The following is an 11,740-nucleotide window of genomic DNA, read 5'->3' as shown; positions in this document are numbered from 1 at the left end:
TCGCGTCGGCCGAGGACGCCGCGGCGGAGGCGATGCTCGAGGCGACCTCCACGTGGGTCGCCGAAGCGCCGGCCGATCCGAAGGGTTGGCTGGTGACCGTCGCGTGGCGAAAATTTCTGGACGCGCAACGCTCCGAGAAGGCGCGACGAGCCCGTGAGGATCGAGTCGCTGCCCAACCGGATCCCGGCAGTGTGGGCGGCGTCGACGACACGTTGCAGTTGTTCTTCCTGTGCGCGCATCCCTCGCTCGGTCCGGCGGCGGCGGTGGCACTGACGCTGCGTGCCGTCGGGGGATTGACGACGCAGCAGATCGCGCAGGCGTATCTGGTGCCGGAGAAGACCATGGCACAACGCATCAGCAGAGCCAAACGCACGGTGCGCGACGTGCGATTCGACGCCCCCGGTGATGTGGGGACGGTGCGACGGGTGCTGTATCTCGTCTTCAACGAGGGGTACACCGGGAACGTCGATCTGGCGGCCGAGGCGATTCGGTTGACCCGGCAGTTGGCCGGGCTGTCCGACGACGAGGAAACGGCCGGGCTGTTGGCGCTGATGCTGCTGCACCACGCACGGCGTTCGGCCAGGACGGGGCCCGACGGTCACGTCATCCCTCTCGCGGAGCAGGACCGATCTCGTTGGGACACAGCGCTGATAGCGGAGGGCGTGCGGATTCTGCAGGCTGCGCTCGCCCGGGATCGGTTGGGTGAGTTTCAGGCGCAGGCGGCCATCGCCGCTCTACACGCCGATGCGAGCTGTGTGGAGGAGACCGACTGGCCGCAGATCGTCGAGTGGTACGACGAGTTGCTCGCTCTCACAGACAGTTCCGTGGTGCGACTCAACCGAGCGGTGGCGATCGGGGAGGCCGAGGGTCCAACGGCGGGGCTTGTAGCACTGGGCGAGGTCGATCCGGCCGTCCCGCGGCACACGGCGGCGGCCGCGTACCTGTACGAGAAGGCCGGTGATCTGCAGTGTGCCGCCGAGTTGTATGCGCAGGCAGCGGAGAAGGCGTCGTCGATTCCCGAGCGGCACCATCTGACGATGCAGGCCGCGCGAATCCGCTCTACCGACCAACCAACGGACCGATCGGTTTCGTAACCCGATCGTTAGCGGTAGAAAGCGGAATTCGTGCGACCCTCGTGTGGTGCTGATGTTGCGTGTGGGACAGAAGAGAAAGAAGCGAACTCGGTCCGCTGCGGTGGTGACCGCCGCCGCAGTGGCGTCGATGCTGATGACCGGAACGTCGGCGCAGGCGCTGCCGGGGAACTCGGGATCGGCCGATGCGGCTGCGGGAGCCATCGGCATCCATCAGGTGTCGGCGACCCGAGCTGTGCTGAACGTGTTCTCCCCGTCCATGAATCGCGTCATCTCCAATGAGGTGCTGCATTCCCCCGAGGGTGGTCCCGCGCCCACTCTCGTGCTGCTCAACGGTGCGCTCGGCAACGAGGACGGCGTCGGGTGGCTCAACAATTCCGGCGTCGAGAAGTTCTTCCTCGACAAGAAGGTCACCGTCGTGGCTCCGATCGGCGGCCGCTTCAGCTTCTACACCGACTGGCAGACAACGGATCCGGTGCTCGGCAGCAACATGTGGCAGACCTACCTCAGCCGCGAATTGCCTGCCGCCGTCGACGCAGCTTACGGATCGACCGGCAGGCGCGGCGTGGCCGGGCTGTCGATGAGTGGGGGTCCCGCACTCGACCTCGCGATCCAGGCCCCGGACGTGTTCGACGCGGCCGCGTCCTTCAGCGGATGCCCGGCCCCGTCCAACCCGCTTGCCACCGCAGGTATCTCGCGATGATCGCCGGCGGGCTCAACAACCCTTTCAATATGTGGGGGCTACCCGGAAGCCAGGGATGGCGCGACCACGACCCATCGCTCAACGTCGAGCGGCTACGCGGAACCGCGGTGTACGTCAGCTCGTCCCGCGGACTCCCGGGACCGGTGGATCGCATTCCCGACGGCGCGATCCCGCCGTTCGGCGGCATGGCGGTCGAAGCAATGGTCAACCACTGCACGTCGATCTTCGTCGACGCTCTGCGCCGAGCCGACGTACCGGCAACGGTGTCCATGCGCGAGGAGGGCGCGCACACCTGGCCGCTGTTCGAGGATCAGCTACGCGAGGCCTGGTACACCACATTGGCACCGGCCCTGGGAACCAGCTGATTGCAACGAGACTCCGGCGGGTAAGCAGGGTTCACACCGGAGAAAGGACCACCCGAACATGTCGAAAGACGAATTGCACAAGGGCGACAAGGTCGAATGGCAGACCCACGGAACCGCGACCGAGGGCGAGGTAGTGGAGAAGATCACCTCCGAGACCGAAGCTGCAGGCCGTACCGTGAAGGCGTCGAAAGACGACCCGCAGTACCGCGTCGAGAGTGACAAGTCGGGTAAGGATGCAGTGCACAAGCCGGAGGCGCTCGACAAGAAGGACTGACCACGCGGACCTGCGATGCGCCTCCGCTCCGTGGACTGGAGGCGCATCGGAAGATCTCAGGCCTGAGGCACCGAACGTTCTGCGCCCCAACTCCGTTCGATGTAGCCCCGAATCCGCTCGATGTCCTCGGCCGGAATTCTCTCGGGCTCGCCGTTCTCGAGCGGATCGGTGTGGAAGATGTAGAGCCGTGAGGCGAACTGGTCGAACGGAAGCGAACCTTCGCCCGCGCGTTCGCCGTTGCCGGCCGTACCCACCACGACGCCGTCGCCCCAGTCCTGCCCGCTGTCGTTGTTCGGATTGAAGAAATACACCCGCATGACGCCGTCGGGATCGGGGGGCGACGCGCAGGATCGTGATGGCGTGCCACCCCACATAGCGTGCGGCACTGTCGGTTACGGCCACCCCCGCCGGTTGCGGATGGATCAACGGTTGGTGCCCGTTGTATTCCGGATGGTACGCCGCGTGGAACTGCCGCAGAAAGGCGTCCAGGTCGACGAGGTTGCCGGTCGCGACATCGACGTCGATGTGGAACTCGCGCGCCGACCACCACCCGTGGAACTCGGGGTTGACCCAGCGGTGCGGATCACCGGGACGATCGGCGCACCGTCGCACCATCTCGGCGTAGATGCGATCGAGGTGCGGAACCAGCAACAGCGACGCGGGATCGAGGTCCACCGGATCGGACGTGGCGACGCCGCTGACGCTCTCGGTCGACGAGATCGACTGCCCCTCGAAGTGCATGACGATCTCCTCGTCACGTGCCGCCCACACCACCATCTGCAGCAGGTAGTCGGGATCGTTGTAGGCCCACATCGACAATGCCCGGGCCGACTGACACGTCGGGTTGTCTCCCTGGCCCACACCGAGGGGCTGCCCGAGCATCGAGAGCAGACCCCCGAGCAAGCGTGACTCGGGAGAGGGGACCGGCCCGAACGTGGTGATCAGTCGTTCCCGCACTGCCGGAGCGAGTTTCAGCGACATCTGCCGCCACAGTGACGGCACGATCGGCGGCTGATGCAGAATCCCGCGATCGAGGAGCAACGCCAGTCCGTAGAGGCACTGCGCAGTTTCGGGGAACACCGTTTCTTCGATGAGGCGATGGACCAGTTCCGGATACCGCGTCAGGCAGGTCCGGCCGGTATCGGACAGACCGAGCGCCTCGGGCAGAACATACGAGTAATGGTCGACGAGATACTGCGTCAGCGTCGCGTGGTACGGAGAGACCAGCCCGGTATCGTGCATGGCTCGCGCAAATCCGCGGGCCTCGAACTGCAACGCCTCGACGTCCATAGCCTCGAGTCGAGACCGGTACACCTCGACGCCCGGATCCTCGCGGCATGCATCGGTTGTGCCGAACAGCGCCGTGATCAACCGATCCAGGCCCTGCCCGGACGTGCCGAGGTCGACGGTCGGATCGTCACGATAGATCGCGATGCGGGTGACCATGGCCTTGATGGTGTCCACCTGAATCGGACGCTGCCGTAGAATCCGCCAGATTTCCTCCACCAATTCGTCGAGCACACTGTCGTAGCCGATCTGCCCAGCCACGTACCCGAACAGATCACGGATCAGATGCGCAGTGCGACCCAATCGGACTCGCTCCGACTCGGACGGGGGTGTGAACAGAACGTCGAGATTCACCGCCAGAACCTGAGAAAGGAACCGGCGGGCATCCTCGGCGGTCACCGCTTCATGCTCGTACTCGCCCGCGACGATTGCGATCATGCGCAGTTCGCTGGTCGCCTCGAGCACGAAGGTGTCGTCGTTGCCGCTGCGCAAGCTGGGCCCCACGAACCCTGGAACGAGAATGTCCGGCTGCGCCCAATCGGTGCCGGCGAACAGCCCCGCCTTCTCGAGCACCTCGGCGCGTTCGCGAATTGCACCGCAACCGCCGGGCTGCAACAGGACTCGATGCACACCATCCAGAACTCGTCGCACCTTGGTGTTCTTGCTGAACTCAGGTGCATCGGCCAAGGCGTGCACCGCATGGTCCAGTTGTGCCAACCGTGATGCCAACGCTTTGTCCACGGCGGTAGTCGCGTTCGTCGGTGCAGGCTCGTGCATCGTCTGCGACGGTGGGTTGATGTCGTCCCCGAGTTGCTGTTTCACACGTAGAAGTCCAGTTCTTCCTGATGCTTCAGCAAGTCACGCATGACATAGGAATCCTCGCCGAAGAAGTACAGCAGTCCCCAGTGGGTGCCGAACGCTGTTCTCTTGGTGACGGTTTCCTCGACCGGTGCGGACAGATCGTTGGTCTCGTAGTAGTCGTGCCCGGTCGTCTCCTCCGGAATTTGCAGATGGCTGACGACACGGCGTCGTGGATAGACACCGAAACATCCGGCCACACCGGTTGCATCGACGACCTCTTTCGGGAAGAAGGCGTCGATCTCCTCCTCGGTGGTCTTCGGGTCGAACGCCAACGCCAGGCCCTGGTAGGCGTTGAATCCGTAGGCCCGCTCGAGGAGCTCGAACACCTTGAAACCCGGTGGGCGGTAAGCCACTTCGCCGAAGTACATTTCACCGTCGCTGGTGACGAAGTATTCGGGGTGAATGAAACCGAACTCGATGTCGAAGGTCTTGATCAGCTTCTCGATCTGCACCGTGATCTGCTCGCGGTACTTCTCCAGTTCCGGTGTGGCAGGGACGAACACCGAATAGCCGAGCGTGACGTACTCGGAGATGTTGAGGAACTTGATCTTGCCGTTGTGGATCCACGCTTCGACGGCGAACTCCCACCCGTCCAGGTGCGATTCCATCAGCACCGGGAATTCCTCGTCCGGGATGGAGTCGACCTCGTCGGGTGTACGAATGACTCGATGACCCAGGCATCCTGCCTTGTCGAACGCCTTGAGGTGAATGGGGTCGTTCGGATCGCCGTCGAGCTTGAGCAGTGTCTGATTGACGCGGCGGAGGAATCGAATGACGTCCTCGCGGTCGTGAGCCTCCTCGAAGATGCCGACGCGGATGCCGCCCAACTGCGCTCGACGCTTCATCAGCGCCTTGTCGCGCAGCAGCATCGCCTGCCCGAACAGCCGAGGGTTGCCCAGCAGCACCGAGTTGATGGCACCGGCCCACTCGACCGTCTCCTCGTAGAGCGGTATCGCGACGTCGACGCCCTTTGCCTTGAGGGTCTCGGCGATTTCCAGTGAGCGATCGTTGAGTCGCTCGAAGTTCCACGGGAGGTAAGGAATGTCGTGCTCGGTGCAGTACGCCTCGGCCCATTCGGGGGCGACGACGACGTAGCGCCGATCGAACTTGTCCAGTGCTTCCACTGCGGCCAAACTCCAGCCCAGCAGGGCCACGAAACCTTTGTTCGGGTCTTTCTCCAGCCTGTCTGGCTGAGCCATGAAGTTCCTTCCCCTAGATGATTCATCGGTCGAGGTCCTTCGCTCCACCGTACAGAGGCCCTGTCGGTCACTCGTCACCCTGTCCGTGACGGTGGATCACGGACCCGCCGTACGCAGGCGTTCGGTATCGATCACGATCGACAGATTTCCGCCGATCGTGCACGATCGTGAACAACGAGGTGCGGCGCGCGCCCACCGGAAACGAGGAGTGCGGAATGACGGTCGACAAAACCGGTGCCGAGGTCGAGATCTCCCGACAGGCGGACCGTTTCACTGTCTCGGTGGAGGGTTCGCAGGTCGGCTTCACCGAGTTCGTCGACGACGAACACGGCCGACGTGTCTTCTTCCACACCGAGGTCGACGCAGCCTACGGCGGACGTGGTCTGGCAACGGTTCTCGTGCAGCAGGCACTCGACGCCACCCGCGCCGACGCCAAGCGGATAGTTCCGATCTGCGAGTTGGTCGCGGCCTTCGTCGGCAAGCACTCGGAATTCGACGACATCGTCGAGCAGCCCACCGACGAGATCCGGCAGTGGCTGGCCGACCGGCAGGGCTGACGGCGGGAATACCGTCGAACACCGTCGGGTTGAGGTCGATAGAGTAGTTGCAGAGTCAACTACATTGCCGAAAGGGACGCCCATGCCCGCAGTGACGGTCGACAACATCCTCGCCTTGCCCCGAATCTCCATGCCCGACGCCACCGCCGTGCCTCGGCCGGTCCGGTCCGTCACGACGGCACCGACGGGATACGAAGGGGAAGGCTTTCCGGTCCGCAGAGCGTTCGCCGGACTGGACATGTCGTCTCTCGATCCGTTCATTCACATGGATCAGATGGGTGAGGTGAACTACGCGCCCGGTGAGCCGAAGGGGACGCCGTGGCATCCGCACCGCGGGTTCGAGACGGTGACCTACATGATCGACGGCATCATGGAGCACAAGGACTCTCACGGCGGCGGCGGAATCATCAGCGGTGGCGACACCCAGTGGATGACGGCAGGCGGTGGCATTCTGCACATCGAGGCTCCGCCGGAGCATCTGGTGATGTCCGGCGGGTTGTTCCACGGAGTTCAGCTCTGGGTCAATCTGCCGCGCGAGAACAAGATGGCGCACCCGCGCTATCAGGACATCACCGGGAGCAAGGTGGCCTTGGCGTCGAGCCTGACGGGGGTGCATTGGTCCGCGTCATTGCCGGCGAGATCGCGGGGCTGCAGGGACCGGGTTCGACCTACACCCCGATTGCGCTCTCGCACAGCACGATCGCACCGGGCGCGGCGCTGACGCTGCCGTGGAATCGTGAATTCAACGCACTCGTCTACGTTCTGGCGGGTGAGGGCACGGTGGGCGCGGAGAAGCGTCCGATCCGGATGGGGCAGACGGCTCTGTTCGGCCGCGGCGACACGATCGACATGTCCGCGTCTGCGGTGGGGGAGTCGCTCGAGGTGTTCGTTCTGGGCGGCAAGCCGATTCGGGAACCCGTCGCGATGGCAGGCCCGTTCGTCATGAACACCAAGTCCGAAGTGCTGCAGGCGTTCGAGGACTACCAGGCCGGGCGGCTCGGCGTACCCGTCGAATGATCCCGCCTGCCGTGCAACGATCTCCTGCATGAGCGACGCAGAACCCCGTATTCGGAGAACACGGCTGTATCGCCGACTGGTCACCCGCGCGGACGGCCCGCTCGAGCCCGCGCGGGCGGCCAGGCGGCTGTCCGCCTACGTCTACGGAAACATCCTGGTCCTCGCAGCGGTCGCAGCATCGACGCCCAGCTCGATCGAGCACGGAACGGCTGCCGTTCTGGTTCTGGCCACTGCGGTGACGACGTTTCTGGCGCATGTGTTCGCGGATTTCGTCGCGAGCAGTCAGATTCCCGAAGCGCACGGTGATGCCACCGACGAGCAACGCACCTTCAAGGCCTTCGAGGAGCTTCGCGACGCGGTGCCCATCCTGAGCTCCGGCACCGTCCCCGCCCTGATGCTGGCCCTCGGCTGGTTGTCGGTACTCCCGGGGCAGTGGTCGGAACTGCTGGCCGGCGGCGTGATCGTGGTGCGCATCGCCACGATTCAGATGGTCACGGAGCGAATTCGCGGCAACCCGTTGACCTTCCGCGCGATTCTCGGTGGGTTGGCCACCGCCGCAGTCGCCGCGCTCATCGTGCTGGCGAAGGTCTTTCTGGGTCACTGACCGCCGAACTCCTCGTACAGCTCTGGCAGGAACCCGGCGAGGTGGTTCATCTCCTGCCCGCAGTGCAGCAGCAGATCGCGAGCGAGATCGATCCCGAGCACGAGATCCGTCGGGTCCACCGACGCCCCACGGCGAACGGCGCACGCGGCCTGCTTCACGTCCGGTACGTGCAGCCCTCGAAGGTTGAGAAAGAAGCGGCTACGCATCTCGGCACCGCCGTCCACGGGGCGCACCTGGTGGGCCAGCCAGCCGAGGTCCACCGGTGCGATGGAGCTGCCCACTCGGCCGAAGACGATCGTCTGACCTGCGGGGACGTCGAAGCCGTGCGCAATGGGATCGCGAAAGGCGATGCCCAGCTGCTGCAACTTCGAACCGACGTACTCGTCCACGAACGTCGTGTTGCCGATGTATTTTGCCCTGTCGGGAATGTCGAGTGCCGTTCGATCCTCGGCGAGGTCTGCGTAGAGGTGGGCATCGGGGTGCCACAGCTTGTAGCGCGCGGCCTCGACGGAATGCCAGCCGAACCACCAGTCCCACATCGCTGCCGTCACGCGCGGCATCACCGTGCGGACTGCCACGAACGTCACTCCGTCGGCGCGTCGACCGTATCCGGTTTCGATCGTGGAATAGCCGGTGGGTGCGAGATCGGTTGTGATCGAATCGAATTCGGGAATCGAATCGGGTGCGAGGGCAGGGCCCGCGCAGGTGTCCGCGACTACGGCCGGTGCGGGCGTCGTTCGCTGTGCCATGTATCGGGCGTACGGCAGATTTCGATCGGCGTCGCGATAGCCTGATAGCGCTCGCCGCACTCGTCGCCCGAACCGGTCGCCGGTGCCGCTACCGCCTTGGCTACCGGGCCGACGACGGCGACCGTGGCCGCGGCGGCTGCTCCGATCAAGATCCGGCGTCGCGTCGGTCCCCGGCTCATGTCCCCACCCTGCTCAACATCTGTTGAGGCTAGGTCGTGGAATCGGCAGATGTCAACGGCCTGGCACTACACTGCGCGGTATGAGTCCGGCACACCCCAAGGACGATGAGTCGAGAGTGCGTCGGCGCGACGAGATCGCCACCGCCGCGATCGAGGTGCTCGCCAACCGAGGGCTTCGCGGCTTGACGCACCGGGCGGTGGACGCCGCAGCAGGTCTCGGCCCCGGGTCGGTCAACTACCATGCGCCCACCCGAAGTCGGCTGCTTCACCTGGCTCTCGGTCAACTGTTCGTCCGTGACTTCGAGGTGGCCGGAGCGACGTTCGGCAGTCTCGTCGACGTCAAACCGCTCAACGTCGACGTCGTGGTGTCCCGCATCATCGATTTCATCGACGCCATGACGTCCGGGGATGCCGTCAAGCGGGTGATCGCTCGCCACATCATGCTCGGCGAGGCGCAGCACGACGACGAAATCCGCGAGTTGTTCGACAGTCAGCGAGCAGCATTCGTCACTTACACCCAGTGGATCGTCGCCTCGCTGGACTCCGAGGATCCACCTGCCGACGCAGAAACCCTCGTGGTGATGATCGAAGGTCTGGTGCAGCGGCAAGTGCTGATCGGATCACGCCTGTCCCCGACGTTCATCGAGCAGATGTTGCGCAAGATCGTCGTGGCCTCACCTCTGGTCGAGGACTGAGCGGACGTCATCCCAGTAGCGACCGACGCTCGGTGTGGGTGAACGTGAAGATCGTTGCGCCGAAGCTGATCAGCGCTGTGAGGAGCAATACCTGCGGGCCGGTGATGACGACGCCGATGAAGGCGCCGATCGCACCTCCCAGTGCGAAGGATCCGAGAAGAGCTGTGTAGCAGAGCCAGTCGTAGCGCGTTCCGCCGCCGAACATGTGCCGCTCGATACCCTGGCCGAGTTTGACCATGGTGCCGGTGACGTAGCTCAGGGGAATATAGGTTTCTTCCTTCTTCGTGAACGCGGTGTTCAGTGCACCGAGTGCGAAGGCCACCAACAGAATCGGGTAGAAGTTCACGGTGGCCGACGACCATCCGGAGATGGCGATGTCGATTGCTCCCGCGCCGGCGAGCGCGATCGTGGTCAGCACTGTCGCTCCGTGGGGATGGTTCGACCAGTAACGACGCCGGCAGATCGACGAGATCACCACGCCGGCCAGGAAGGAGCCCATGAGTGCGAGAGCCGCGATAGGTGAGGCACCCGGGGTGACCTCCTTGCCGTCGGGAGGCCCGAAGTGTCCGACGACCGCGCGTTCGGTGTTGCCGGTCATGAAGGTCACGAAGTAGCCGGCGGAATGCAGGAAAGCGACTGCACCCACCATCCCTGCCAATCCGGACAATATCCAGGACAGACGAGCTTCGGCACCGACGGCTGTTTCGCGGCTGATCGTCAATGGGGAAGTCATGACTCGATTCTCCTGGCTACGGGCGAACCGGCAAATCTTTGAGTTGTCGGTCACATAACCGACTGCGATTCAGCATTCGCCACCATTCCGCGATGCATCACCCTGTTTCCCACGACTCCGCTGTGATCGGCTCGATGCATCACACATCGGTTGTCCCACATCACCACATCGTCGGGTGCCCACGCGTGTCGCAGCACATTGGTTTCGCGAGTGGAGTGCTCGAACAGGTGGTGCACAGTCTCGTGTGCCTCCTCGGTGGACATTCCGCTGATCGCGACGCACCGCGCCGGTGCGGACAACGCCAGTGCGGTGCGACCGGACACGGGATGTACTGCGAACAAGGGGTGTTCGGCACAGGAATCGGTGTCCGATGCCACCCCGGTCACTCGGTGTGTCACCGTTCTACCGGCCAGGCTCGCTTTCAGGGCCGGCAGGCAATGTGTCGTACGCCGCGTACTGGTCGCTGAACAATGTGCTGCCACCGGCCTCCGGCACCTCGACCGCACGTAATGCGGTGTAGGCAGGCGGATTCGGGACATACGTGGTGTCCACGTGGAAGGTCGATTTCGGCGGTGTGGTTCGGCCGACGTTGCTGATGACGTTCAGATCGGGAAAGCCCGGCACCGGTGTCTCGCCCTCGGTGAACATCATGTCTCCGAACCGCCGGAGAAACGCCAGGAAGCCTGCATCGTCCAGGGGCTGATTCCGCAGAATCAGCACGCCGTGTTCGGCCAACAGTGTTCGGAGTTCTTCGGTCGCAGTGGAGTTCAGGTCCAGATCGTCGATCTCGATTCCCAGCGTCACGAGGACATCTCCTTCACCGACAGTTCGTCGAGCGATCGTGCGAACAGTTCGTCGACGGCGATGCCTGCCGCCGAGGCCATCACCGCGAGCACGCTCGATGGCGAGTACGAGCAGTACAGGCCTGCTTCGAGGAACCACGGCTGCCCGTCGGGGTCGATCCGGAAGTCGAAGAGTCCGTAGTGTCGGCAGCCGAGGGATCGATAGCACGATCGTGCTGCGGCCCAGACCTTCTCGGTGACCGGATCGGAAACGTCCACTATCCACGCCTTGGTCTGTTCCTTCGCGACCAGGTACAGATCCCCGTCCGAGGTGCGATTCAACTTGTCGGCGCTGGTCCGAATCGACTCGACGGCATACTCCTCGAGGGGCAGGCAGATCAGTTCGCCGTCTCGTTCGACGATGCCGCAGCGGACTTCGCGGCCGAGTTCGATGTACGACTCCACCAGCGCCGCAGACGAGTAGGTCAGTGCCTCGCTCACTGCGGTTGCCAGGCACTCGGATTCGCGAACGAGTGTGACGCCCATCGAGTTGTCCGAGTCCACGGGCTTGACGACGACCGGCAGTTCGACGTCGATGTCGTCGCCGCAGCGGACCACGACGCCGGCGGGAACGGCGACCCCGG

11 protein-coding genes and 4 pseudogenes are annotated in these 11,740 nt (G+C 64.2%); 8 read left to right on the top strand and 7 right to left on the bottom strand.

Going from position 1 to position 11,740, the window contains the following annotated elements; all coding sequences use genetic code 11:
- The 4 genes from RHBS_RS16695 to RHBS_RS16685 all read left to right on the top strand — a co-directional run.
- A partial coding sequence (locus tag RHBS_RS16695) for an RNA polymerase sigma factor (RefSeq protein WP_128646069.1) occupies positions 1 to 1,094 on the top strand: 1,094 nt, incomplete at its 5' end.
- 61 nt (positions 1,095 to 1,155) lie between these two features.
- On the top strand, positions 1,156 to 1,794 hold the full coding sequence (locus RHBS_RS30765) for an alpha/beta hydrolase family protein (protein WP_237669298.1): 639 nt from the start codon (positions 1,156 to 1,158) through the stop codon (positions 1,792 to 1,794).
- The gene (locus RHBS_RS30760; RefSeq protein WP_237669296.1) at positions 1,791 to 2,159 is read left to right on the top strand and encodes a hypothetical protein; all 369 of its coding nucleotides are present in this window, start codon (positions 1,791 to 1,793) and stop codon (positions 2,157 to 2,159) included. The genes RHBS_RS30765 and RHBS_RS30760 overlap by 4 nt, the downstream gene beginning before the upstream one ends.
- A gap of 58 nt (positions 2,160 to 2,217) precedes the next feature.
- Entirely contained in the window at positions 2,218 to 2,433 is a 216-nt protein-coding gene (locus RHBS_RS16685; RefSeq protein WP_128646068.1) for a DUF2945 domain-containing protein, read from the top strand.
- Between the two features lie 56 nt (positions 2,434 to 2,489).
- Here the strand turns inward: RHBS_RS16685 and RHBS_RS16680 are convergent.
- Both RHBS_RS16680 and RHBS_RS16675 read right to left on the bottom strand, forming a co-directional pair.
- Positions 2,490 to 4,497 (bottom strand): annotated as a pseudogene (locus tag RHBS_RS16680) (hypothetical protein).
- A 41-nt stretch (positions 4,498 to 4,538) separates the two neighbouring features.
- Entirely contained in the window at positions 4,539 to 5,780 is a 1,242-nt protein-coding gene (locus RHBS_RS16675) for an acetyl-CoA carboxylase biotin carboxylase subunit family protein (protein WP_128646067.1), read from the bottom strand.
- A gap of 215 nt (positions 5,781 to 5,995) precedes the next feature.
- On the opposite strand from RHBS_RS16675, the gene RHBS_RS16670 reads away from it, so the two are divergent.
- From RHBS_RS16670 to RHBS_RS16660, 3 genes and pseudogenes are all read left to right on the top strand, one after another.
- On the top strand, positions 5,996 to 6,337 hold the full coding sequence (locus tag RHBS_RS16670) for a GNAT family N-acetyltransferase (protein ID WP_121872679.1): 342 nt from the start codon (positions 5,996 to 5,998) through the stop codon (positions 6,335 to 6,337).
- Between the two features lie 82 nt (positions 6,338 to 6,419).
- A pseudogene (locus RHBS_RS16665) lies at positions 6,420 to 7,354 on the top strand (pirin family protein).
- Between the two features lie 28 nt (positions 7,355 to 7,382).
- Positions 7,383 to 7,958 (top strand): hypothetical protein, encoded by a 576-nt coding sequence (locus RHBS_RS16660; protein ID WP_121870886.1) that lies wholly within the window; start codon positions 7,383 to 7,385, stop codon positions 7,956 to 7,958.
- Here RHBS_RS16660 and RHBS_RS16655 read toward each other — a convergent pair.
- The gene (locus tag RHBS_RS16655; RefSeq protein ID WP_187298526.1) at positions 7,952 to 8,707 is read right to left on the bottom strand and encodes a DAPG hydrolase family protein; all 756 of its coding nucleotides are present in this window, start codon (positions 8,705 to 8,707) and stop codon (positions 7,952 to 7,954) included. The two genes, RHBS_RS16660 and RHBS_RS16655, sit on opposite strands and share 7 nt — an antisense overlap.
- The gene (locus RHBS_RS29090; RefSeq protein WP_187298525.1) at positions 8,674 to 8,886 is read right to left on the bottom strand and encodes a hypothetical protein; all 213 of its coding nucleotides are present in this window, start codon (positions 8,884 to 8,886) and stop codon (positions 8,674 to 8,676) included. Before RHBS_RS29090 ends, RHBS_RS16655 begins: the two co-directional genes overlap by 34 nt.
- 80 nt (positions 8,887 to 8,966) lie before the next feature.
- On the opposite strand from RHBS_RS29090, the gene RHBS_RS16650 reads away from it, so the two are divergent.
- The gene (locus RHBS_RS16650; protein ID WP_128646065.1) at positions 8,967 to 9,581 is read left to right on the top strand and encodes a TetR/AcrR family transcriptional regulator; all 615 of its coding nucleotides are present in this window, start codon (positions 8,967 to 8,969) and stop codon (positions 9,579 to 9,581) included.
- 7 nt (positions 9,582 to 9,588) lie between these two features.
- On the opposite strand, the gene RHBS_RS16645 is transcribed toward RHBS_RS16650, so the two are convergent.
- From RHBS_RS16645 to RHBS_RS16635, 3 genes and pseudogenes are all read right to left on the bottom strand, one after another.
- Positions 9,589 to 10,314, bottom strand: coding sequence for a YoaK family protein (locus RHBS_RS16645; RefSeq protein ID WP_128646064.1), 726 nt, complete (start codon positions 10,312 to 10,314; stop codon positions 9,589 to 9,591).
- Positions 10,315 to 10,364: 50 nt separating this feature from the next.
- Positions 10,365 to 11,118: pseudogene (locus tag RHBS_RS16640) on the bottom strand (TauD/TfdA dioxygenase family protein).
- Positions 11,115 to 11,740 (bottom strand): annotated as a pseudogene (locus RHBS_RS16635) (D-alanine--D-alanine ligase); the annotation flags it as partial. The pseudogenes RHBS_RS16640 and RHBS_RS16635, both read right to left, overlap by 4 nt.

Source organism: Rhodococcus sp. BS-15, from assembly GCF_000813105.1.
In the GTDB taxonomy this organism is placed as follows: domain Bacteria; phylum Actinomycetota; class Actinomycetes; order Mycobacteriales; family Mycobacteriaceae; genus Rhodococcoides.
Note: the sequence above shows the minus strand (reverse complement) of the source record. Positions and strands in the feature narration are given on the sequence as shown.

Coding starts and splice junctions, on each gene's coding strand:
- RHBS_RS30760 (WP_237669296.1), top strand. CDS start 1,791: ATGATCGCCGGCGGGCTCAACAACCCTTTCAATATGTGGGGGCTACCC.
- RHBS_RS16685 (WP_128646068.1), top strand. CDS start 2,218: ATGTCGAAAGACGAATTGCACAAGGGCGACAAGGTCGAATGGCAGACC.
- RHBS_RS16675 (WP_128646067.1), bottom strand. CDS start 5,780: ATGGCTCAGCCAGACAGGCTGGAGAAAGACCCGAACAAAGGTTTCGTG.
- RHBS_RS16670 (WP_121872679.1), top strand. CDS start 5,996: ATGACGGTCGACAAAACCGGTGCCGAGGTCGAGATCTCCCGACAGGCG.
- RHBS_RS16660 (WP_121870886.1), top strand. CDS start 7,383: ATGAGCGACGCAGAACCCCGTATTCGGAGAACACGGCTGTATCGCCGA.
- RHBS_RS16655 (WP_187298526.1), bottom strand. CDS start 8,707: ATGGCACAGCGAACGACGCCCGCACCGGCCGTAGTCGCGGACACCTGC.
- RHBS_RS29090 (WP_187298525.1), bottom strand. CDS start 8,886: ATGAGCCGGGGACCGACGCGACGCCGGATCTTGATCGGAGCAGCCGCC.
- RHBS_RS16650 (WP_128646065.1), top strand. CDS start 8,967: ATGAGTCCGGCACACCCCAAGGACGATGAGTCGAGAGTGCGTCGGCGC.
- RHBS_RS16645 (WP_128646064.1), bottom strand. CDS start 10,314: ATGACTTCCCCATTGACGATCAGCCGCGAAACAGCCGTCGGTGCCGAA.